Below are 22,007 nucleotides of genomic sequence, written 5' to 3' on the forward strand. Positions count from 1 at the left end.
TGGCCCCGGAAGCGGGGCGCCTCCGGCGGTGTGCGATTTTTGCTGTCGAAGAGGTCGAGCTGGTTGACGTACGCGTCGATCTTCTTCTGTTCTTCAGGGGTCCAACCCGGGGTGCGGCTCCACCTTGAAACCGCTGACGTCCTTGGGCCGCACAAGCGCGAGCGACTGAGCGGCGGCATGGTCGCGAGTATTGCGGAACAGGCTGCACATCGAACCCTCGATATGCCGGTCCAGATGCGGCCGACGTGGTTCCCACGCTCGAAGATGCCCCTCGTTGGAGATGGTCTCCGGGTACGGTTTCCAGCTTTCGCGGCGCTGGTCCTGGCGTGCGGGCCGCGCGTCGACGCTGATGATGTCGTACTTGCAGAACCGGTCGTTGAAGCTGAGATCCCGGAAGTTGATTGGGTACAGCCTGATCCACCGTCGTTGGCTCAGGTCGACACTGAGGCCGGCGATGCAGACTGTCTCGCCGTACTTCTCGGACGGGTTCGGGGCGGCCTTCACCGTGATCAGCACCCGAAGCCGCACCAGGTCATCGGAGCTCGGCTTACGTTCAGGCTCGCCGTCACCGGGCCCGAAGAGCGACAGTTGCGTCACCGACACCCCTCATGGCTAATTGTGTCTAATCAACTACCCAGCGTTGTATAGTTTGGCATGAATGGCTTCGAGCGGGAAGGTGCGGCGTATCGTCTAGTCCTGTGCTGTCGCAGTGGCACTCGGCGCTGCCTCGCCGCCAGCGGCTCCGCTCGACAGTCGCGGCCGCGACCTCTCCCTCGGCCTCGGCGAGCAAGGCGTACTCGAAGGCCTGGACCTGCCTCGGCCAGCTGTTGGTCCTCCATGCGTCCGGTCTTGATCTCGACCACGCTCGTGCCGGCGATCAGGTCGCCCATCCGGCGCCCGCCGCGGAACGGTACGTCCGCGGCGCGTACCGGCCCGAGCGCCCGAAGCGTCTCTCAAGGTCCGGCAAGATGCGCCCGCCAGAACGCGCGGAATGCCGGGGCCTCATCCGCTGCGACTCGACGGCGGGCAGCGAAGGACCCGACAGAGGAACTCCAGGTCTCCAGCGCCGTTCGGCTCGCTTCGGCGGTGTTGTTGCCGAAGCGGTACAGCATCGGCATGAGCTGAGCGAGGTTGCTACCGGCCGCGTGTAGCCACGCCGGTGCGGTCTCCTCTCGCCGGCGAACGACAGCCATCGGGCGGCTCGGCCAATCTCGTTGCCGCGGCTTTCCAATCCGACGCTCCGCGCGGGCTGCGGCCCGTAGTTGGAGCGACAGGGTCGCCGGACAGAGGATGCCCCGGCCCTCTGTGATGTTCATCGAGCTCTTTGTGTATGCACCGGCGCCTGGGGCCTGGCGCGGCCGTACCGGCGGTCGCCCGGCCTGCTCGTTACCATTTCGTGACCTGAGTCCGCGAACCAGGCCGGTCAAGGCGGCATCACACATGCCGACCAACCAAGAACGAGCCCCTGAGGAGAGACCCATGCGTCACATCACCCTGGCCGGTGCGACCGTCGGCCTGCTGTTGCTGCTAGCCGCCTGCGGCCCGGTCACCCAGCCCGGCGACGCGGCTCCGGCCGGCGGGCGGACCTCCCCCGGCGCGACGGCCGGTGTCCCGAGCGCCGCTGCACCGAGCGCGGGCGCCGCGGCCGGATCCGCCGCACCGGCCACATCCACCACTACCGCGGCCGCCACGAAGACGACGAGCGGCGCGACGCTCGTACCGATGCAGCGCTCGACCGGCGGCGCGTTCCTCTCGCCGTCCGGGAACATCAGCTGCGAGATCCACTACCAGGACGCGGGGCTCACGGAGGCTTACTGTCAGACGGGCACGCCGGCCCGTTCGGTGCGGCTTGACGCCACCGGCGCGTACAAGACCTGCACGGAAGGCGGGTGCATCGGCAACCCCGGCGAGGGCACGCCAACCCTCGCCTATGGACAGGCGACCGGCGTCGGGCCGTTCCGCTGCGAGTCGGCCACCACCGGCGTCACCTGCACGGCGAACGGCAAGGGCTTCCACATCGACAACGCCGGGATCACCGCGGCGAGGTCATGACTCGCGCCGGCTGCCGGGTCGCCCCGGCGGCCTGCACCGTCAGGGCGCTGCCGATCCGCAGGCCGTCCAGGATCGTGTCGGTGCGGTCCTGGTCGTTGGTCTGGCGGATCTGCACGTACACGCCGAACCCGCGTTGCGCCGGCACGAACACGATCTCGTCGAAGGCGGTGGCCGACCCGTCACAGCGGACCCAGCGGTGCACTTGCGCCGTGGCGCCATCCACCGTCACGGTCCGGTCGGCCACCCGGGAGCAGCTCGTGTGCTCCGGCAGGGCGGGCGCCGCCGTGTCGGCGGCCAGCGCCCGGCTGACGCCGACGAAGACTCCCGGGACCGCGCGGTGCGGGTCGGCCCAGGCCGACAGGTCGCTGGAGACCACCAGGCCCGGTGCGTGGCCGGCCGGCAGGCCAAGGGTGGCCGGATCCCACCCGCCGTCGCGCAGTTGGCTCGCCCACGCCGCCGGCACCGCGACGGACACGCCGCCCGACTTGTCGGTCACCCGCACCGTCCCGGTGTGGGCGCGCACCAGCAGCACGCCCCCCGTGGCGGCCCCCGCGAGGACGGCCACGGCGGCGACGGCCGCCACGCGGGCCCGGCGCGAGCGGCGGCGCGTCGACGGCGCCTCCGGATCCGCGAGCCTGTGCAGGGCCTCGGCGACGGCTGTCGCGGACGGCCAGCGCCGGGCCGGGTCGGCCTGGGTTGCCCGGGTCACCAGGTCGTCCACGGCGGACGGAATGCCGGGCCGGATCCGTGACGGCCGCAGCGGCTGCTCCTTGCCGTCGCGCGGGGGCGGCACCTGCCCGGTCAGCATGTGGTACAGCACCGCGCCGATCGCGTACACATCGGAGCGCACGTCCAGGGCGCTGCCCAGCCGGGCCTGCTCCGGTGACATGTAGCCCGGCGTCCCGGCGACGACGGTGAACCCGGACGCGTGGGCCAGCGCCTTGGCCAGCCCCAGGTCGGTGACGAGCACCCGCTCCTCGCCGCCGGCCTCGTCGAAGAGCACGTTCGAGGGTTTGAGGTCGCGGTGCAGCACGCCGATGTGGTGCAGCTCGGCGACCGCCTCGGCGATCTGGGCCCCCACCGCCAGCGCCTGCTCCACGGTCAGCGGCCCCTCATCGAGCCGGTCGGCGAGCGTGCCGCCGGCGGCGTACGCCATGACCAGGTACGGCCGCCCGTCGGGCAGCTCGTCGATGTCGAGCATCCGCACGATCCGCGGCGAGTCGGCCCGGCGCATCATGCGGGCCTCCTGCAGGAATCGCGCCCGGATGTCGGGATGGTGGGCCCAGTTGTCGGCGAGGACCTTGATGGCCACCAGCGCGTCGAGCGTGTCGTCGGCGCCGAGCCACACAGTCGCGAAGGCGCCGGAGCCAACCCGCTGTAGGATTCGGTACCGGCCGATCTTCTCGGGAATTGGCACGTCCTCATTATCATCGCTACGGAACAGTCCGCGGGTCCGGGAGAGTACGGGTGACGTTGTGCCAGGCGAGCTGAGGGCCGAGGAACTGGAGACGGAGGAGCTCGCGCACCGCGCCGCGGCCGGCGACCAAGCCGCCCTGGACGGACTCCTGCGTCGCATCCGTCCGCAGGTGCTGCACCGCTGTATCCGGTTCCTGCCGTGCCCGCAGGACGCCGAGGAGGCCTGCCAGGACGCGCTGCTGCAGGTCGCCAGGCAGATCCACACCTTTGGCGGCCGGTCGAAGTTCACGACATGGCTGTACGTGGTCGTCACCAACTGTGCCCGGCAGACCTACCGATCGTTGAAGCGCCGCTCGGCCGAGCAGCCGAGCGACGTCCTGCATCTCGATGTCACCGATCCCCGCACCACGAGTGTCATCGCGGGCTCCCGGCTGGACTTCCTGGACGCGCTGGAACAGCTGAGCGCCGAGCGGCCGGAGCTGGTGACCCCGCTGGTCCTGCGCGACGTCTGCCAACTGGACTACGAGGAGATCGCCGACCACCTCGGCATCCCGAACGGCACGCTGAAGTCCCGCATCCACGCCGCCCGCCAGCGCGTGCGCGCGTCCCTGTCGGCCTGACCCGTCCCGGCGGTTCGCCCACGCGCCGCCGGAGCACGCCGCGTCCGCTGTCTCCTGTGGACAGTCACGTCCAGTACGGCACACCGTATATGCCGTGCGCGTGGCTACGCGGCTAGGAACGCGAATCGAGCGCGCTCGAATCCGCTATGGACGATCGCGTCTGTTGACCGTACCGTCGCAAAACCATGCTGTTCCAAGGCGGGCTGCTTGGTGACGTAGGCGACGATGCGGCTCGGGCGGTGCCAGGTGGCGTACAGATTGGCGGCGAGGTCGCCCGACACGGCAGGCGGTGCGTCGCCTTCGTCGTCGGCGACCTGCTCGATGCGTTCGAGTTGCGGCGGGAGGTCTCCGGTCGCCGACCAGTACGTGGACATCCCTCGCGTGCCTGGATAGTCCGCCATGAATCGGTCCCAGCAGCCCGCCCGATCGACGGCTTGCCAGCCGCCGGGCGTGCGTGTCACGAGTTCATGGAGCTGCGGTAGTTGCTTGCCGACCGCGACGTGCGACACCCCTAGTCGGCTCGCGATCTGCAGCTGTAACAGCGGTTCGGACGGGCTGAGCGCAAACATGCGGAGCGTGGCCAGCCGGACCCAACTAGTGCGACCCGAATGAGTCCGGCCGGCCGGACGTTGGGCGTCAGCACGGTACGTCTCGCCTCGGAAGGAGACGACCGCATCATCGACCGCCGCGTGGGCGACGCGATGATCCTGCGCGGGCGGCCTGCTGCAATGCCCGTCCCGCCCGCGCGACCACAAAGAGCAGCCTGTCTTCCTGGGCTCTGAGCGTCGCTAGGGCGCGATCGATCTCGTGTGGGCTTGGCGAGTGACGCAACAGCATGGCTCGGCGGCGTGACCATTGGCCGCCGTCACTCGTGATGTCGACCGCGGTGCTGTCCACGATCCGCCGATCCAACCCGACGTCGAGCAGCAACTCGATGCCGTCATTGGTCTCCACGCTGCCAATGTAACCTACCTAGAAAATTTCTAGGTAGGTTACATTCCGAGGTCAGGTGCCCTCGGGTGAGCGCGTCGTAGATGGCGACGGTGGTTCAGCAGGAGAGGTTATCGCCCGCGGGGACGCCGAGGATGCCGACGAACTGGTTGTAGAGGTTCACGCGGCTCTGCACCTGGGCGGGGTTGCCGCCGTTGCACTCGATGCTGTTGATGGCGCGGATCGTGGTACCGAACCCTTGGCCGTTGACCATCGCGTTGTGCGACGTGGTGCCGGCGTTGCCGGTGCCGGTCATCCAGTACCACAGGCCGGTCTGCCACGAGATCGACGAGTTGGTGGCGACCAGGTTGGGGTTGTTGAGCAGGTCGACGCCGAGGGCGTCGCCGGCCGCCTTGTAGTTGAAGTTCCAGCTCAGCTGGATCGGGCCGCGGCCGTGGTAGGCGGACTGGCCGGCCGGGCAGCCGTAGGGCTGGCTGGTGTCGCAGTAGTGCGGCCAGTTGGCGGTGTTGATCTCGTCGATGTAGACCAGCCCGCCGGTCTCGTGGCCGACGTTGGCCAGGAACGCGGCGGCCTCCTGCTTCTTCACCGTGTCGCTGCCGGTGGTGGCGAAGGCCGGGTACTTCTGCATCGCGTCGGTCAGCCCGGCGTAGGTGTAGAAGCCGTTGCGGCTCGGGAACATCTGGTTGAACTGCGCCTCGCTGACGACGAAGCCGCTCGTGCTGGTACCGCCGCAGGAGTAGGGCGACCAGAACCAGGTGCTGATGGTCGGGTCGTAGCCGGGGTTGTCGTGGGTGGCCTGGTAGAGCTGTCCGTTGGTGTACCGCACGATGGCACCGGTGGCGTAGGACTGTCCGGCGACCCAGTTCGGGTAGTTGCACGAACCTGTGCCGCCGCCCGGGACCGTCCACTTCTGGTTGGCGCCGCCGTGGCAGGACCAGGTCAGCAGCGGGGTGCCGTCGGCCGTACCCCAGCCGGACGCGTCGAGGCACTTGTTGGCCTGGGGGTTGACGATGTCGTTGGCGGCGCTGACGGCCCACTGCTGGGCGCCGGTGCCGTTGCAGTCCCACAGTTGGACCTTGGCCCCGTCGGCGGTGGAGCCGCCGGAGACGTCGAGGCATTTGCCGAGGGCGTGGATCGTGCCGTCGGTGCCCACGGTCCAGTTCTGGGCGTTGGTGCCGTTGCAGGTCCACAGCTGGATCTGGGTGCCGTTTGCGGTGTTGGCGCCGGCGACGTCGACGCACTTACCGCCGTATCCGGAGATCGCACCCGTGCCAGCGGCCAACGCGGTGCCGGGGCTGAACGGGATGACGAAGACGGCGCCGAGCGCGAGAGCGGCTGCCGCGACGAGCACCCGACGCAAGCGCGCCGATCTCGATCTGTCCATTGGGGACGCTCCTGGGAGGGGAGGTTGGCCAGGCAGATACCCGGCTTCAGGGCGCCTTTCTATCGCAACCTCGGCTAACTGTAAAGAGTGTTTACTTTTGTTCGAGCGCCGTAAGATCGTCGATGGATTCGGCCGAGGATCTATGCGCTCGCCGGGCGACCGTCGACACGCCTACCCCGAAGCCGATGGACGGGATCGCTGGGCGTCGGGGGATACCTCGCGAAGCACTGTCCAGACGCCAGCGTGCCGTCGGCGGTGCGATCGGGCCTCTCATGTGATCCTCGACCTGCACGGCAGCGACGAGGACGGCGACGAAGAGTGGTGGGACGACGAAGCCGCGCTCGCGTCGATCGTTCCCGTCCGGGCGGAGCTGGCCGCCGGTGACACCCGGCTGCTGTACCTTGCGTGGCTGTTGTGCGTGCAGGAGCGGGAGCTGGACGAGGATGCGTTGGAACCGCCGGTCCCTCCTGGCCTGGGCAGCGAGTCGGGGCCGCTGCGGAGCCTCGCCGGCTTCCTGCGCCTGGACCAGGATCTGCTCGCCACGGCGGCTCGGGCCAGCGCGCCCCTGACGGCGCGGGCGCCTTCGGCGGCAGTGTTGGCCAAGTGGGTCCGGCGCCTGCCGGTGTCGGACAAGGACGAGGTCATCGTGCGGTTGCTGCAGGGCGACGGCGCGCACCTTCGCGCCGAGTTGCTGCGTCGGTACGGCGGCGCGGCGGTGCCGGAGGCCCTCAGTGGCGGTCGGACGGTGGGTGAGCTGCTGGCCGATGCCGAGACGCGCTGGGAGGGCCGGCAGCGGCAGGCCGAGGAGCGTAAGGCGGCCGAACGGACGCGCCGGGAAGCAGCGGCCGCCGCCGCCCGCGAACAGCGCCTCGACGCCCTCGCTGCCGACCCGGGGCGGGCGTGGCAGCAAGTTGCGGAGCTCATCGCGACCAAGCGGCCCACGGAATACGACGTGGCGGTCGAACTGCTGACCGACTTGCAGTCGCTCAGCGAACGCGCCGGCCGGCGCAAGGCCTTCCGTGGGCGCATCCACCAGCTGCGCTTCGAACATGCCCGCAAGTCGAGCCTGCTGGACCGCCTCGAACGCGCCGGCCTCGTCGCGAGCGCCGCCGGCGAGATGTCGATATGAGCGCGCCTCGCTGAAGGCAATGGCCGGGACGTACGTCACGTACTTGACGTACGTGCCCGTGGAGTCGCATGCTGGAGGGGGCAACCGTTGGAGGTCGCATGTCCGTTGCCGCGCATTTCGACAGCTACTCGGCTGCTCGAGCGCACTTCAAGGAACTACTCGACGCTGCTCGACGCGGCCGGGTCGCGACTGTCCAGCGGGAGTCAGGCCGGGCGGCAGTCGTGGACGCTGACCGCCTGAGGGTGAGCCTCGTCGGCGTTCTGCCATCCCCACAAGTGGTGGCCGAGGACGGCGGATGGTCCGTTCTTCTTCCTGGGGTGCCGGTGGCCGCAGACGCGTCGACGTTCGACGACGCGATCGATGAGATGGTCCTCGCCCTTCGTGAGTACGCCGACGATTGGCAGGAGCGGCTGCTGGATGCACCGAACCACCGAAACAACTGGGCGCTGGTTCAGGTGGTCGAGCTCAGTGATGACGCGCAGCTGCGTGAGTGGCTGGCGGGTTCGGCTCAATGAGCTGGCCGACGCCGGCCCGCCAGGATCACCAGATGTTCTGCGAGACCGAAGGGTGGGAGCCGGTCCGGACCGCGCGCGGCCGGACCGGCACCCACCACCTGACGTACGAGCTGGCGTTGCCGGACGGCCGGATTCTGCGAACCCGGATCTCCCACCCACCGGACCGCAGTACCTATGGTCCCGGCATCTGCAGTCACATCCTGCGTGATCAGCTCGACGTCACCGAGGGCGTCTTCTGGACGTGTGTGCGCGACGGCGTCAAGCCCGCTCGAGGCAGGCCTGAATTGCCAACGGCCGAGCCGATCCCGGCGGAGGTGGTGCATCTCCTCATCGCCCGCGTCGGCCTCGCCGAACCGGACGTGGCGCGCATGACCAAGGACGAAGCCATCGGACGGCTGAACCAGTACTGGGCCGGCAAATGAATGTTCCCGCAGCACGGACGGCCGCTACGTCGAGGGAAGCCTCCTGACATACCCGACCCGGCTACGCCCACCACCTCCGGACGGACGGGGTAGCCGCCGGGCTCCGGCCGCTTGAGGAAGGCGGCCAGGTCTCGAAAGATGACCCATACGCCGTTGGGTGGCGATCTCGGGCATGTGGCATTCCCCGGTAGTGTCGGCAAAGCGGAGCTCGGCGACCGGGTGCGATGCTTCTTGACCGCCCATGCCGCCCACCATACGGAACGTCCACAGTGGATTCGGTTGTGTTCTATGCGTGCTCCGGCGTTTCTGAACCTGCCATGCCGTCCTGGACGCACTTGACGGAGTGGGACGGCAAACCGGACAAGATGGCATTAAACCGAACCAAAAATAACCGCAAAACCGAACACAACTCGCTGGTAAATCGGAAGGTTCGGGTCTGGATCCGGCAGTCCGCTACACGCCGGTCCGTCGGGCCGGCGTACGTGCTCATTCGTGCTCGGCGCCGCCGCTTGGGCGTGCCGTTGTCGTCGCTCATGAAATTCGGTTCTGTCACACGAAGCGTGGCGTGAGGGTCGCTGGTGGAGGTCGACAGTGGATGGTCGCGGTGAACTCGCCGCGCGAAACGCGTTGACCAGCAACGCTTTATGCATGATCCCGTTTCTATGATCATGTTGCGGTGCAGGAGACATCAGTCGGCGGGATTCTCCTGCCGCACCTGGCTGGCGTGGTGGTCGAGCGGCTCGAGTCCAGTGCTGAGGCGACCTGGCTGTATGCCCGGGTCCGGGCGGAGAGCGCCTCGTGTCCGGGTTGCGCGACGGTGTCGATGTCTGTACGCGGCCGCTACCAGCGATGCCTGAACGACACGCCGATCGGTGGGCGGCCGGTGTGGCTGGTCCTGTCGGTCCGGCGGTTCAATTGCGCGGCGAGCAGCTGCACGGTGCGCACGTTCGTCGAGCAGGTACCCGGGCTGACCGCCAGGCGCCGGCGGCGCAGCCAGCCGCTGCAGGAGTTGCTGCATGGCGTCGGCGCTGCGTTGGCGGGCCGGGCCGGAGTGCGGCTGGCCGGGAGGCTGGCGATGCGGGTGTCCCGCAGCACCCTGTTGCGGCTGCTGCGCGCCACGCCGGAGCCGGTGCTGACGGTATCGCCGCGGGTGCTCGGGGTCGATGATTTCGCGCTGCGGCGGGGGCAGGTCTACGCCACGATTCTGCTCGATATGGAAACCCGCCGTCCCATCGACGTGCTGCCCGACCGGGAGGCCGAGACCCTGGCATCCTGGCTGCGCGCTCACCCTGGTGCTGAGATCATCTGCCGAGACCGGGCCGGTGCCTATGCCGACGGCGCCCGCACCGGCGCACCGGACGCGATGCAAGTCGCCGATCGCTGGCACATCTTTCACAACCTCGGCGAAGCCGTCGAGGCCGCCGTTGTCGCCTACCGTTCCAGCCTGTCCGAGCCTCTTGCCGAGCCTGGCGAACCCGCGCTGCCGGCAGAACCCTCTTCCCGACCACAGCTGCCCGACGCGCAGGCGGTGCTGCCCGGCAAGGAGATCCGCCTGGTGACCCGCACCAAGGAACGCTACTACGAGGTCCAACAGCTGCTGGCCGACGGAGCATCGCGGGCCGAGATTGGCCGCCGGCTTGGACTGGACATCCAGACGGTCCGGCGGTTCGCCGACGCCACCAGCATCGAACAGCTCCTCGCCAATACCCACCGAGAGGGCCTGATCGATCCCTACAAGGCTTACCTACATCAACGGTGGAACGACGGCTGCACCGACACCGCCGTGCTGCACGCCGAGATCCGCGAGCAGGGCTTCCGCGGCAGCGTCCAGACCCTGCGCCGCTACCTGCGACCGCTCCGCCCGATCGAGGACGGCACCCGCCGTCACCTGCGCGCGCCAAGCACGCCGCCGACGCCGAAACCCCGCCGCGTCGCTAAATGGATCATGAGTGATCCAGCCACGATCAGGCTCGAAGACCGGCACAAACTCGACGCGATCCGGCGGCGCAGCCCCGCCCTCGACACGCTCGCAGGCCACGTCCACGACTTCGCCGACATGATGCATAAACTGCGCGGCGACCGGCTCCCGCAGTGGATCGCCACGGTGCTCGCCGGCGACGTCACCGAACTGCACTCCTTCGCCAAGGGCCTACAGCGCGATCTCGCCGCCGCCACCGCCGGCTTGACCCTGCCGTGGAGCTCCGGCGCGGTCGAAGGCCAGGTCAACCGCGTGAAGATGCTCAAGAGACAAATGTACGGTCGAGCCAGGTTCGACCTACTCAGGCGCCGCATCCTCCAACCCAACTGACCGTCGGCCGCTCACCCGACCACGCTTCGTGTGACAGAACCGAATTACGTGAGCGGCACGCCGCTACAGCTGGGGAATTACGTGAGCGCCGACAGCCGTTTGTGTTCGGCGCCCCAGATCTCCGTCAGGGCGGCCGTTGCGTCGGGTGCGACGGCATCGGCAACGCCGCGGGCGCATTGGCGGTCTTGTGCCCCCAGTCGCGCTGTTCGCGGGCGTCGGGGGGCACCGCGCGAAGCGCTGTCCAGCAGCCCAGTGCGCCGTCGGCGGTGCGATCGGTCCTCTCGCGCGGGTCGGTCGATGTTGCGGATACTCTGCCGCGGTGAGTTCGCTGAGCCGGCAAGACCTCGACGCCCTGGTCGACGAGGCGACCGTTGACTGCTACAACGAGGACGAGCAGTTGACGGGCCTCTTCACCATGATGGAGGACAATCTCGCGCTGCCGTTCACGACGCTGGTCCTCGGCGTCGAGGTCACGGTGCGCCGAGTGGATCTGCGCGGCGACCGGATCGTGGCGATCTGCCATCGGGGTCGCGAGCGGCAAGCGATCTCGATCCTGGACCTGAAGTTGCCGGATCCGCCACCCGACGGCGCGCAGTGGATCGAGGCGTACCGGCGCTGGAGCGGGTGACGCGTGAGCGAGTACCAGTACTACGAGTTTGTGGCGATCGATCGGCCGTTGACGGCCGCTGAGCAGGGCGAGTTGCGGGCGGTGTCGACGCGCGGACGGATCAGTGCATCGAGCTTCGTCAACGACTACCAGTGGGGTGACCTCAAGGCCGATCCGCGGAAGTGGATGGAACGGTACTTCGACGCTCACCTCTACCTGGCGAACTGGGGCACCCGCCGGATAGCGCTGCGGCTGCCGGTGCCGCTGCTGGCTCCGGATCTGGCGGCGGCGTACTGCGTGGGTCATTCCGCTTCGTCCTGGGCCACGGGTGAGCATGTGATCCTGGACCTGTACAGCAGGGACGAGGACGGCGACGAAGAGTGGTGGGAGGACGAAACCGCGCTCGCGTCGATCGTTCCCGTCCGGGCGGAGTTGGCCGCGGGCGACACGCGGCTGTTGTACCTGGCGTGGCTGTTGTGTGTGCAGGAGCGGGAGCTGCACGAGGATGCGTTGGAGCCGCCGGTCCCGCCCGGCCTGGGGGACCTGTCGGGGCCGTTGCGGAGCCTCGCCGGCTTCCTGTGCCTGGACGAGGATCTGCTCGACACGGCGGCCCAGGCCAGCGCGCCGCTGACCCCGCAGGCGCCTTCGGCAGCAGCCTTGGCCAGGTGGGTGCGGCGGCTGCCGGTGGCGGACAAGGACGAGGTCATCGTGCGGTTGCTGCGGGGCGACGGCGCGCACCTTCGCGCCGAGTTGCTGCGCCGGTACGGCGGAGGGGCGGCGCCGGAGGCCATCGGTGGCGGTCGGACGGTGGGCGAGTTGCTGGCCGGTGCCGAGACGCGCTGGGCGGGCCGGCGGCGGGAGGCCGAGGAGCGTAAGGCGGCCGAGCAGGCGCGCCGGGAGGCGGCGGCCGCCGCCGCCCGCGATCAACGCCTCGACGTGCTGGCCGTCGACCCTGAACGTTCGTGGCGGCGGGTGGCGGAGCTGATCGCGACGAAGAAGCCCAAGGAGTACGACGCGGCGGTCGCACTGCTGGCCGATCTGAAGGCGCTCGGCGAACGCAGCGGCCGGCGCGAGGCGTTCCGCGGGCGGATGCACCAGCTGCGTCTGGAACACGCCCGCAAGCCGAGCCTGCTGGACCGCCTCGAACGCGCCGGCCTCATCGCGAACGCGTCCGGCGAGACGTCGACATGAGCGCCTCTCGTTGAAGCGCCGTAGGCTCGTCGCGAAGCGAACGCGATCGAGGCTGTACATGCCCGAATGCCTGGTGGAGACGTGTGTGCAACTCATTGCATATGAGATGCGATCGGATGTAGCCTGATTTCGAGGGGGTGGTCGCGATGGCTTCACAGACAGTTGGGTTTGCGGTTTCCGACGAGGATCGCGAGCGTCTCGATCGACTGGTTGAGCACTTCGGCGGTGGCAATCGTTCGGCGTACCTGCGGGCGACGTTGAAGGTGATGGAGTCGTTGCGGCGTGCGGAGCGGTTGCGTGAGCTGCAGGCGGCCAACCACCGGCGCCTCGCCGAGCAGGGCGTCTCGGCCGAGGACCTGCCAGATTTGATCAGCAAGGCGTACAAGGGCGCGCACGGGTGAGCCTTCCGGGTCCGGTGGCCACGCCGGTCGTCTTTGACGTCAACGTGCTGGTCCAAGCCATCGCGACCGGCAACAGCCCGTACCTGTCGTGGCCTTCGCCGCCACCGACGTCGGGCAACCCGTTTGCCGATTGCCTCGGGATCGTCAACGATGCTGCAGAGTTTGCGCTGTGGCTGTCGCCGCACATCCTCGACAACATCGTTCGGGTGCTCATGGCCGTCGTCGGTACCCCGAAGGAGGAGGCGGACGACTACCGGGAAATCTTGATCGAGATGGCGGAGGCGTCCGCCGGGGGCGTCCTCACTCCACCGAGAACGGTCCACGACTGCCGCGATCACGAGGACAATCTCGTGCTCGACCTGGCCGCCGAGGTCGGGGCTTTGTTGATCGTGTCTGAAGACGCCGGCCTGACCGGCATGTCGCCGTGGAGGGGCGTGCCGGTGTTGCGCGCCCGTGAGTTCGTCGGTCGGGTCGACGCCATGCGGCGGCACCGCAGGCGCTGACTACTCCTCCGTCAGGTACACCAACCAGCGTTCGACGTGGGACGAGGAACGGGGGACGGTGCCGCTCGACCGGCGATGCTCAGGCCGGCGTTCGCCCGGCGGTCTTGGTGAAGCCGAGTGTGCGGTAGCCGGGCATTCGGCGTTGGAGCGAGGCGGCGAGGATCGGTGTTGCCGCGTCATGGTAGTCGTGGACCTCGGCGGTCTCCTTGCCGGGCGCCGTGCGGATCACGCGTCCGGCACATTGGACGAGCAGGCCGTCGAAGGAGATCGGACCGGCGAGGAAGAGGGTGTCGAGCGCTGGGGCGTCGAACCCTTCGCCGATGAACGGTGTGGTGCCGATGACGAGCAGGCCGGCACCGGCCTTGGCGTCGGCAAGCCGGGCGACGGCGGCCCGCCGGTCGGTGGTGGTCATTGATCCTTGTAGGACGAGCGCCTGATGCCCACGCGCTGCGAGCATCGCGGTGAGGGCTTCGACGTGGGCGACACGGCGGGTGAGGACGAGACAGTTGCGTCCCCGTGCGAGCGCTGCGGCGATGTCGTCGGCGATCTGGGTGTTCCGCGCCTCGTCGACTGCGAGGAGCCGGTGTACCTCGGCGAGGGCGCCCGGCGCGTCCAGGTCCAGGTCGGCGATCTCGAACGCGGTCTCGTGGACGCGCAGCAGCCTTTGTGGACCGGCATCGAACTCCAGGGCGGCGGCGATGGTCCCGTGTTCCTCCTCGGTCATGGTGTGCCGGACGGGCCCGAGTTGCCAACTGACGACTTGGCCGAGCCCGTCCCGTCGGGTGGGTGTGGCGGTGAGGCCGAGCCAGAACTGCGCGGCGATGCGCTTGACAGAGTGCTCGTACGCGGCGGCGCCGAGATGGTGGCACTCGTCGACGATGACGTGCCCATACCCCTCGGTCAGGGCGGCGATGTCGTCGCGCCGGGCGAGGGAGGGCAGCAGGGCGATGTCCACCGTGCCGGTGAGTTTGCGCCGCCCGCCGCCGAGCTGGCCGGCGCGAACGCCGAGGAACTGTTCGATGCGCTCCCGCCACTGATCGGCCAGGGCCTTGCGGTCGACGAGGACCAGCGTCGAGGTGCCGCGCTCGGCGATCACGGCGCAGGCCATGACCGTCTTCCCCGAGCCGGGCGGGGCGACGAGCAGCCCGTCGTCATGGGCCAGCACCGCACCTACCGCGGTGCTCTGTCTAGTGGTGAGCGTGGCGGTGAACGCGACGTCGATCTCCCGGCCCGAGTTGCGGGCGTCGGTGACGGCCAGCCGTGATCCGGCCTGCTCGACAATCGTGGTGATGGTACGGCGCAGGCCGCGCGGCAGGATGAGGCGGTCGTCGGGGGTGAAGTCGTAGCCGCGGATGAACCGTGGGGTGTCCCAGGTGGACTTGCGCAGGCGCTGCAGTTCGTAGAACTTCGGGTTCGCCATCGCGGCGGCGTGCTTGAACGTCGCCAGGGCGGCCGGGGTCAGCTGCGCCGCGTCGATGCTCAGCCCGGCGCCGGCTTCCACGTGTACCACCGGCGGCAGTGCGGGATGGACCCGAGTCGCGGCGGAGCGGCTCATCGTGGCGACGTCGGTGCCGGTGGTGGCGCGTTTCGCCTGCCGGGCGAGGCGTTCGGCGTCGCCGGGGGTGAGCCGGTCCAGCGTCGACAGGAAGGCCCACTGATCCTCGTACGGCTCCAGCGTGGCGAGGTCGAGGAAGGTGGTCAGCCCGTGGTCGTTGCGTCGCCGGCCCTGCAGCGGCGCGGCGATCAGATTGCCGAAGCCACCCTCAGGTAGGACGTCCTGGTTGGGAAAGAGCCGGTCGTACGAGCGCAGGTCCATCGACCCGCGCAGCACCATGGCCTCGTGCAGCAGGACCGTGCCGACCGCCCTGGCGACCGCCGCCTGCACCGGGCCGGCGAAGAAGATCCACACGTGGGCGCCGCGGCCCGACTGGGAGATCTCCAGCCCAGACGGCACGCTGCTGGCCCGTGCCGCCTTGATGTAGGCGAGGGCGTCGAGCATCGCTGTCGGGCCGTCGAAGTCGGCGGCCACGAAGTGGCAGGTGTTGCCGGGCATCAGCGGGTACAGCCCCATGAACACGTCACCGACGAGATGCGCGGCGACGACCTCCGCCGTACGGGGGAGATAGGCGGCGTTACGCCGGTCCATGCCCTTGCGCCAGCCGCCGGCGACCACGGGCGCCCACCCGGCCGCGCCGATTCGACGGTTCTCCCACCGCGTCGCGTACACGTCGGTGCGGGCCTGAAAGAGGTTGGTGAACAGCGCCAGCTTGTCCCGCACCGGTGACGCCATCGTGACCGGCCCCGGCGCGACGACCGGAGCCGCCAGCTGCTGCGGCGTCGGCGCCGTGTCCTGACCGCGCAGCTCCAGCAGACGTGACAGGCGGGCGTTCTCCGCCCGCAACCGCTCAACCTCCCGGCGAAGATCGGCAAACTCCTCCACGGCGACCATCCTCGTAGACCGGTACCAGATACCCCGGCGGAGGGGTCGCATCGATCTGCCGATGGCGTCGAAGCGGGGTATCGAGCCCGGGTCGACCTCCGGGCTAAGGCCCACGAACGCATCGCCATCGACAGCGACAGAACCCACTACGTGACCAAGGGCGGTTACTTCTACGCGTTCGCCAACGACGCGTGGGGCTTCTACGGCAACAACCACGGTACCGTTCGTCTCACCGTCACCAAGAGCTGACGTTTCGCGCTGGTTGTAACGCGGCGTCACCGGGATTGCCGCTGCCCCCGCTGTCTCCTGGAGGATCGCGACGCTGCCGGCGACACTCCACGGCCGGTCGGCGTCGATGCCCGGTCCGGCCGGGAGCCAGCTCGGCCATCCAGTTCACGGACGCCGGGGTCTGGCAGCGTTGCGCGAAGGGCGCCGGCCGCTGCCATCCAAGTGGCGGAGTGAGCCGGTTGACTACCGGAGTGACGGGGTGGTCCGGTTCACCCGGCGGTGCGGGTAGGAGTGGCCGACCCGGGGTAGCTGCGGGATCCGTGCCCGGCGCGCTAGCGGATAAGGCTGGTCACCCGCGTACCTCGCGGCGTTCGGCGTCACGGATACGATCTGACTGCCACCGGCCGACACGTGGGACGAGGCGCCGGCCGCCCGACCGAGCACGAAGGTCACCTCGTACGGGCAGGAATGACGTCGACGTGGACGCGGGGCCAGGCGGTGTTGGCATAGCCGTCCGGGTTCCACACGCTCGACGGTGATTCGGGCTGGGTCGCGCCCGTGTCGTCCCAGGCGCGGGCGACCAGGTCGGCCGCGCCGGCCGTCAGGTTCAGGGTGGTGCGCCACAGCTGCCACGCCGACCGGCCGGCCGGGTCCTCGACGGTGGCGTGGACCCAGGTTCGTCCCCCGTCGGGCGAGACGTCGACGCGGGCGACGGTCCGTTCGCCGGCGAACGCGTAGCCGGCGACCACCGCGCGGCCGGTGGTCAGGCTGGACCCGTCACCCGGGGTCAGGATCGCGGCGTTCAGCAGCGCCGGGCCGAGTGAGATGCCATGGCCCGGTCCGGGCGCCGCGTCGGGTGGGCGGAGGCGGTAGGCGACCGCCTGGAAGTAATTGTCCGACGGTTGCGTCTGCACGGTGATGCGGTGGACCCATTTGACACTGCGGGCGCCGATGTAGCCGGGGACGATGACCCGGACCGGGCCACCGTGGACCTGCGGCAGTGGCCGGCCGTTCATCGCCCAGGCGAGCAGGACCTCGCCCGAGAGGGCTTTCGACAAGGGAATCGAGCCGCCGTACGGCTGCGGCGGATCGGCGTGGTCGCTGATGTCCGGGGCGGCGAAGGCGATGTGCGCGCCGTCGCCGCGAGGTCCGGCCGCGGTGAGGACGTCGACGAGGCTGACCCCGGTCCATTCGGCGGTGCCGATGGTGGCCGGTCCCCACGGCTCCTGGCCCAGTATCGGCCGCACGGCCATCAGCTCGGCGCGCCGGTTGCCGGCACACTCGAGGGTGGCCACGTCCGTGCGGTGCGGCAGCTGCTGCAGATCTGCCAGCGACAGCCGCAGGCTCCGGTCGACCAGGCCGCCGACGTCCAGCCGCCACTCCGCCGGGTCGATGTCGGGGATGGGGCCGTGGTTGCGACTGTAGAAGGTGTCGATCGGGGTCAGCGCCTGGCCGGCCAACGCGGCCGGCGGAGGCTCTGCGTTGAACGGCTCCATCTGGTACACGACCATGTCATCACGCTTGTCCCACATGGCCGGCAACTTCCCGCGCCGGCGCCGACCAAAACGCGCTGGCCCGGATGTACCGCTCGCGGCGGGCGCGCTCGGAACCGGTCCACCACCCCGAACCGCAACGGCTCGGCACAGTGTCGCTTCGACCACAACCGCGCCACGGCCGAACCGCTGCTGCGTCGCGCCCTCGCAATCACCGAGGCCGCGCCCGGTCCGGACCACCCCACCCGTGGCGACCCGCCTGAACAACCTCGCGGCCAGCCTGCGGGACCCGGGCCAGGCCGCCGAACTGCTGCGGCGCCGCGCTGCGAAGATGCTGCGGCGCCGCGCCGCGAAGATCCTTGGGCGGCAAGACTGAGGTCCGCGATCGGCGGATTCACCACCGTCGCCCCGGAGCACGAAGGCACGCCCTGATCAAGCCCTGACTTGGCTTCATCCGTCATCGCCGTTCTGGCGATTACACCCGACGTCCTTGCGCAGTACGACACCGTCAGCGCGACCGGGCCGCGCTCGGCGAGGGCCTCGAGGACGCCCGCGGCGCTGGCCGGTGACTAGACGGCCGTCGCGGACCACCTGCGCCTGGAACGCGGGCGCGGTGCGGACGAGGGCGCCGCGCTCCGTCAGGCGCTGCTGCAGGGAGAACGGCACGACTCCGGTGAGACCGACGGCGGCCTCCTCCTCGTCGGTGAAGCCGGCGACTTCGCGCCCGGCCAGTACGGCCGCGGGCAAGCCGGCCGGGCCGTGGCAGACCGCGCCGACGACGCCGCCGCGGGCGTACACATCGATGTCGACCACCATGAGTACCAGCCAGATCGTCTCCACATTGCTCGAGTTCTTCCGCGAGCGTGGCCACCAGCTCGTCCGCGACACCACGCTGATCCGCCCGCAGGGCGATCCGGTGCTGTTTGTTCACGAGCGCCGGCATGCACCCGCTCACGCCTTACATCGAAGGGGTGCCCCATCCGCTCGGCCGCCGGCTGGTCGGGATGCAGCGTTGTCTGCGCACCACCGACGTCGACGAGGTCGGCGACGACAGCCATCTGACCGCTTTCCAGATGCTCGGCTCGTGGTCGCTGGGTGACTACCCTGGCAGCACGAGCCTGAAATGGGGGTACGAGCTGCTGCGCGATGGGTTCGGCATCCCGCCCGACCGGCTGCACGTCACGGTGTTCGACGGCGACCCAAGCTCCCTGGAGACCTGGCAGCAGCTAGGGGTACCGGTGGAAACGCTCGGCGAGGACAACTGGTGGTCGAACGGGCTGACCGGCCCGTGCGGCCCAGACTCGGAGATCTTCGTGTGGACCGGCGACGGACCACCCACCGGCACCCCATCTAATGACCCGGGTGGTCGGCCGCGGGATGGCGAGATCCGCCTCGCCGGCGATCCCGTCGCCGCCGGTTCCGGCAGCGTCCCAGCGGGCCACGACGAGCACGTCGTGCTGTAGCAGCCGGACACTGCGGGTTTGTCGGCGTGCTGCTACTGGCGGATAGCTGACGGTGGCGGAGGGCGGTGGCCGGCGGCAGGTACCGTCCGCTCGTGATCACACGATGCGCATAGTGCACCTGGTCCGCAAGGTGCTTGGCACCCTGCTCGCGATTGCCTGTTTCGGTCTGGCCCTGTACGCCTTGTTCCGGTTGGTGCAGGGCGGGAGCTGCGCGTCCGGTGGTAACTACGTCTCAACCCGCCAGTGCCCGCCCGGTACCGGCTGGTGGGCCTTCGAGCTCCCGGTCGGCATCGTCGGTGGCCTGCTGTTCCTGGGCGTGGGCTACATCAAGTTCGGTCGAGCGGAGCCGGCACCGGCGATGATCACCCCCCGAGGGGCGCCGACGCTCAACGCGCAGATGTTCACGGCCGGCGGCGACCGCCCGGCCGCCTGGCCGTCGTCGCTTCCGTGGCCACCTGCGGGGGGCAACTGGCAGCACGCCACCGTCGTGAAGCTGCCGAACGACGGGTCGGGGGTCTGGGGCGGGCTGGAGGCGTCACAGACGCCAGGCACCCCGACGGCTGATCAGGACCCGCTGGCCCGGCTCGAACGGCTGCGGGCGCTGCGCGACGCCAACGCGCTGACGCCCGCCGAGTACGACGCGGCGAAGGCGAAGATCCTGGGGCAGCTGTGATCGGCGACCCGGTCGTCGGCTTGGCAGCCGGGCCGGCTGAGATCTGCGGCGCGCGTTGCCCGGCTGTCTGATTACGGCTTGGGGACGGCGCGAGGTTGAAGGCGATCACGCCGACGACGATGAGCGCTGGCGCGATGGTGATGCCGACGGTGATCGGCTCACCGAACAGTGGCACGGCCACCAGCGTGGTGAGCACGGGCTAACCGCGCCGGTTACAGCGGGGATGCTGCTGCCCAGGCGGTGGATCGCGTACGCGTAGCTCAGCATCGAGCGGATGCCGGTTCCGACACCTTGCGGGCCGACAGGATCGCCGACACCGATGCTGAAAGCGCCAGGGGCGTGGGACGCATCCAGGGCTCAAGGCTGCGGATGAAGATCAGCTCGCGGCCTGAGCCCTGGATGCCGGATAGGCGCGTGGGGTCAGCTGGGTTCAGGAACGCTGAGCTTGATGCAGTGCTTGATCGGGTCGATGCCCCGCATGGACCAGGTGCAACCGGTGCCCGACGCCGTACCGGTGACGTGCGTGTCCGGCAGGTCGTCGATGAGGTCGTACTGGGAACAGGCGGACAATGTCGACGCCGGGTTGGCGTTGAGGATGGTGCCCGAACCGCACGTGGGCTCGAGGAGCGTCAGCCAGGACTGGATCCAGCGCTGCCCGGAGGGCGTGTCGTCCCACCCGAAGTAGTCGAAGTCGACGTCGCCGATGGTGATCCACCCGCCCCAGTCCTCGCCCTCGGAGCCGTCGTAGTACTTCCAGTGCGCGCCGTTGCCCTCGGTGCGGATGAACTCGTCGGTGTATGACGAGGGCACATCGATGAAATTGCAGTTGGTCTTGTTGTTGTGGGCGGTGGAGTCGCGGCACAGCACGGCCTTCACGGCGTTGGTCGAGGTCGGCAGCCCGGAGACCTGCACCGTGGTACCGCTGCCGCAGGCCCAGTGTTCGGTGGTGGCGGCCGCGGTCCACTTGACATAGGCGCACTTGCCGTCGGCCACGGTGTCGGTGACGTTCAGGACGAAGGCGCGCGTACCGAGCGCGTCCCAGCCGTTCGCGACCAGCTTCGCGCCCGGCACGTCCAGGGTGACCTGGATGTTGGTGCCGCCGGTGTACTTCCAGGAGCCGGACCAGCCGGTGCCGGAGGGAATTGCGAACGCGGCTTGGGGCGCGGCCACGATCGCCGCCGCCGCGGTGAGCGCGACGACGATCAGTCGAGTGAGCTTCATAGCCGGCGAGTCTGCGCAGCGACGAGGTTGCATGCCCGTGACTGTCATTGTTACGACGGGGGTGCCCGGCAGACCCACAAGCGGTGTTGCTGGTGGCCGGGAACAAGGCCGGCGAGTGGTCAGGTGGTACAGGACCGCCATCCCGGTGGCGGAAGTCGCGTACGAAGCCTGGCTGGCGTTCGAGCGGAAGCGGAGGGAGGACTCATGACCGAGTTCACGACTGGCAAGACATCCGCGCCGAGCTGGACGACGGTGACGCCGACTCGCTCGCTGAGGAGCGTGCACGCACTGAGGCGTGGGTTAGCGCCTTCCACCTTGCCGAGGAGCGTAAGCGGCTGGGACTCACGCAGCGCGAAGTCGCTGACCTCATGGGTGTGACGCCCGGCCGGGTCAGTCAGATCGAGAACGGCGATCTCGACGTCAACGAGGTCGCCACCTTGAGCCGATATGCACAGGCGCTCGGCGCGCGAATGCGGATCATCTTCGACTATGGCAACGACCTCCGCCAGATCGCTCAATCGGGCGACAGCGGTCGGTGGTCGATCCGCGGGGCCTGGGTGACCTGCAGGACGCCAACCGGGCGGCCTGGAGGGACCGCGGGGCGCCGAGGACCGGCGCGACGAACGGCGGCGCTCGGACCGGGAGGAGGACGACGAGCGCTTTGACGACGCCCTCACGTCATTCCGGCGCCTGTCGCAGATGCTTCGCTTCGAACTCGGCCGGGTGGCGACCGCCGCCGAGGATCGCAGTTACGCTGTCGGGTGGCGGATGCGGCTGGGTGGCGCCGCGCTCAGTCTTGGCGTGCCCAGCCGGACGAGGGCCATCGCCGGCGATGGACCCGGTCTTCCGTTCAAGGTCGTCGCGCATGCCCGGATCGCGCTCGAATGGCAGGACCCAAACTCGCCGCACACCGGTAGGAGTCACGCGCTGTGGTTCTGCAATGCCGCTGGCGGCGACCGATTCCACTGGTACGAATCAGCGTATCGATGG

Annotated in this window: 24 protein-coding genes; 14 read left to right on the plus strand and 10 right to left on the minus strand. The window is 69.3% G+C overall.

The annotated features are described in order from the left end of the window. Positions 1–93: 93 nt before the first annotated feature. Positions 94–597 (minus strand): hypothetical protein, encoded by a 504-nt coding sequence (locus ACPPVO_RS01835; RefSeq protein WP_426509510.1) that lies wholly within the window; start codon positions 595–597, stop codon positions 94–96. A gap of 882 nt (positions 598–1,479) precedes the next feature. On the opposite strand from ACPPVO_RS01835, the gene ACPPVO_RS01840 reads away from it, so the two are divergent. Then, complete coding sequence (locus tag ACPPVO_RS01840) at positions 1,480–2,052, plus strand: hypothetical protein (RefSeq protein ID WP_426509511.1); 573 nt, start codon at positions 1,480–1,482, stop codon at positions 2,050–2,052. On the opposite strand, the gene ACPPVO_RS01845 is transcribed toward ACPPVO_RS01840, so the two are convergent. After that, complete coding sequence (locus ACPPVO_RS01845) at positions 2,033–3,469, minus strand: serine/threonine-protein kinase (RefSeq protein ID WP_426509512.1); 1,437 nt, start codon at positions 3,467–3,469, stop codon at positions 2,033–2,035. The two genes, ACPPVO_RS01840 and ACPPVO_RS01845, sit on opposite strands and share 20 nt — an antisense overlap. Before the next feature lie 58 nt (positions 3,470–3,527). Here ACPPVO_RS01845 and ACPPVO_RS01850 point away from each other — a divergent pair, with 58 nt between their 5' ends. After that, on the plus strand, positions 3,528–4,088 hold the full coding sequence (locus ACPPVO_RS01850) for an RNA polymerase sigma factor (protein WP_426509514.1): 561 nt from the start codon (positions 3,528–3,530) through the stop codon (positions 4,086–4,088). Between the two features lie 104 nt (positions 4,089–4,192). Here ACPPVO_RS01850 and ACPPVO_RS01855 read toward each other — a convergent pair whose 3' ends face one another. The 3 genes from ACPPVO_RS01855 to ACPPVO_RS01865 form a co-directional block, all read right to left on the minus strand. Continuing rightward, on the minus strand, positions 4,193–4,657 hold the full coding sequence (locus ACPPVO_RS01855) for a hypothetical protein (RefSeq protein WP_426509516.1): 465 nt from the start codon (positions 4,655–4,657) through the stop codon (positions 4,193–4,195). A gap of 106 nt (positions 4,658–4,763) precedes the next feature. Then, positions 4,764–5,042: a hypothetical protein gene (locus tag ACPPVO_RS01860; protein ID WP_426509518.1), complete on the minus strand. Its 279-nt coding sequence runs from the start codon at positions 5,040–5,042 to the stop codon at positions 4,764–4,766. A gap of 94 nt (positions 5,043–5,136) precedes the next feature. Beyond that, complete coding sequence (locus ACPPVO_RS01865; protein WP_426509520.1) at positions 5,137–6,423, minus strand: glycoside hydrolase family 19 protein; 1,287 nt, start codon at positions 6,421–6,423, stop codon at positions 5,137–5,139. Between the two features lie 274 nt (positions 6,424–6,697). Here ACPPVO_RS01865 and ACPPVO_RS01870 point away from each other — a divergent pair, with 274 nt between their 5' ends. The 8 genes from ACPPVO_RS01870 (at position 6,698) to ACPPVO_RS01905 (ending at position 13,499) form a co-directional block, all read left to right on the plus strand. After that, positions 6,698–7,552: a hypothetical protein gene (locus ACPPVO_RS01870; protein ID WP_426509522.1), complete on the plus strand. Its 855-nt coding sequence runs from the start codon at positions 6,698–6,700 to the stop codon at positions 7,550–7,552. A gap of 98 nt (positions 7,553–7,650) precedes the next feature. After that, positions 7,651–8,067, plus strand: a complete 417-nt coding sequence (locus ACPPVO_RS01875; RefSeq protein ID WP_426509523.1) for a hypothetical protein — start codon at positions 7,651–7,653, stop codon at positions 8,065–8,067. Further along, positions 8,064–8,489: a hypothetical protein gene (locus ACPPVO_RS01880; protein WP_426509525.1), complete on the plus strand. Its 426-nt coding sequence runs from the start codon at positions 8,064–8,066 to the stop codon at positions 8,487–8,489. The genes ACPPVO_RS01875 and ACPPVO_RS01880 overlap by 4 nt, the downstream gene beginning before the upstream one ends. Positions 8,490–9,312: 823 nt before the next feature. After that, the gene (locus ACPPVO_RS01885; RefSeq protein WP_426514500.1) at positions 9,313–10,797 is read left to right on the plus strand and encodes an ISL3 family transposase; all 1,485 of its coding nucleotides are present in this window, start codon (positions 9,313–9,315) and stop codon (positions 10,795–10,797) included. Positions 10,798–11,116: 319 nt separating this feature from the next. After that, the gene (locus ACPPVO_RS01890; RefSeq protein WP_426509527.1) at positions 11,117–11,425 is read left to right on the plus strand and encodes a hypothetical protein; all 309 of its coding nucleotides are present in this window, start codon (positions 11,117–11,119) and stop codon (positions 11,423–11,425) included. 3 nt (positions 11,426–11,428) lie between these two features. Then, the gene (locus tag ACPPVO_RS01895; RefSeq protein WP_426509529.1) at positions 11,429–12,595 is read left to right on the plus strand and encodes a hypothetical protein; all 1,167 of its coding nucleotides are present in this window, start codon (positions 11,429–11,431) and stop codon (positions 12,593–12,595) included. A 146-nt stretch (positions 12,596–12,741) separates the two neighbouring features. Further along, positions 12,742–12,996 (plus strand): hypothetical protein, encoded by a 255-nt coding sequence (locus tag ACPPVO_RS01900; protein WP_426509531.1) that lies wholly within the window; start codon positions 12,742–12,744, stop codon positions 12,994–12,996. 14 nt (positions 12,997–13,010) lie between these two features. Then, positions 13,011–13,499, plus strand: a complete 489-nt coding sequence (locus ACPPVO_RS01905; RefSeq protein ID WP_426509532.1) for a PIN domain-containing protein — start codon at positions 13,011–13,013, stop codon at positions 13,497–13,499. Between the two features lie 79 nt (positions 13,500–13,578). Here ACPPVO_RS01905 and ACPPVO_RS01910 read toward each other — a convergent pair whose 3' ends face one another. After that, positions 13,579–15,948: a TOTE conflict system archaeo-eukaryotic primase domain-containing protein gene (locus ACPPVO_RS01910; RefSeq protein WP_426509534.1), complete on the minus strand. Its 2,370-nt coding sequence runs from the start codon at positions 15,946–15,948 to the stop codon at positions 13,579–13,581. Between the two features lie 668 nt (positions 15,949–16,616). Further along, positions 16,617–17,699: a sulfite oxidase gene (locus ACPPVO_RS01915; RefSeq protein WP_426509536.1), complete on the minus strand. Its 1,083-nt coding sequence runs from the start codon at positions 17,697–17,699 to the stop codon at positions 16,617–16,619. Positions 17,700–17,907: 208 nt separating this feature from the next. Here ACPPVO_RS01915 and ACPPVO_RS01920 point away from each other — a divergent pair, with 208 nt between their 5' ends. Beyond that, positions 17,908–18,036, plus strand: coding sequence for a hypothetical protein (locus ACPPVO_RS01920; RefSeq protein WP_426509537.1), 129 nt, complete (start codon positions 17,908–17,910; stop codon positions 18,034–18,036). A gap of 74 nt (positions 18,037–18,110) precedes the next feature. Here the strand turns inward: ACPPVO_RS01920 and ACPPVO_RS01925 are convergent, their stop codons facing one another. Beyond that, positions 18,111–18,500: a hypothetical protein gene (locus ACPPVO_RS01925; RefSeq protein WP_426509538.1), complete on the minus strand. Its 390-nt coding sequence runs from the start codon at positions 18,498–18,500 to the stop codon at positions 18,111–18,113. Positions 18,501–18,601: 101 nt separating this feature from the next. Here ACPPVO_RS01925 and ACPPVO_RS01930 point away from each other — a divergent pair, with 101 nt between their 5' ends. Both ACPPVO_RS01930 and ACPPVO_RS01935 read left to right on the plus strand, forming a co-directional pair. Next, the gene (locus ACPPVO_RS01930) at positions 18,602–19,123 is read left to right on the plus strand and encodes an alanine--tRNA ligase-related protein (RefSeq protein ID WP_426509540.1); all 522 of its coding nucleotides are present in this window, start codon (positions 18,602–18,604) and stop codon (positions 19,121–19,123) included. Positions 19,124–19,235: 112 nt separating this feature from the next. Beyond that, positions 19,236–19,796 carry an SHOCT domain-containing protein gene (locus ACPPVO_RS01935; RefSeq protein ID WP_426509541.1) on the plus strand — a complete coding sequence of 187 codons (561 nt, stop codon included), beginning with the start codon at positions 19,236–19,238 and terminating at the stop codon, positions 19,794–19,796. A 420-nt stretch (positions 19,797–20,216) separates the two neighbouring features. Here ACPPVO_RS01935 and ACPPVO_RS01940 read toward each other — a convergent pair whose 3' ends face one another. After that, entirely contained in the window at positions 20,217–21,017 is an 801-nt protein-coding gene (locus ACPPVO_RS01940; protein ID WP_426509543.1) for a hypothetical protein, read from the minus strand. Positions 21,018–21,109: 92 nt separating this feature from the next. On the opposite strand from ACPPVO_RS01940, the gene ACPPVO_RS01945 reads away from it, so the two are divergent. Next, positions 21,110–21,682, plus strand: coding sequence for a helix-turn-helix domain-containing protein (locus ACPPVO_RS01945; RefSeq protein WP_426514501.1), 573 nt, complete (start codon positions 21,110–21,112; stop codon positions 21,680–21,682). 13 nt (positions 21,683–21,695) lie between these two features. Here ACPPVO_RS01945 and ACPPVO_RS01950 read toward each other — a convergent pair whose 3' ends face one another. Further along, positions 21,696–21,983, minus strand: coding sequence for a hypothetical protein (locus tag ACPPVO_RS01950; protein WP_426509545.1), 288 nt, complete (start codon positions 21,981–21,983; stop codon positions 21,696–21,698). Positions 21,984–22,007: the final 24 nt, after the last annotated feature.

Origin of the sequence: Dactylosporangium sp. McL0621 (assembly GCF_049995355.1) — a bacterium.
Classification (GTDB): domain Bacteria; phylum Actinomycetota; class Actinomycetes; order Mycobacteriales; family Micromonosporaceae; genus Dactylosporangium.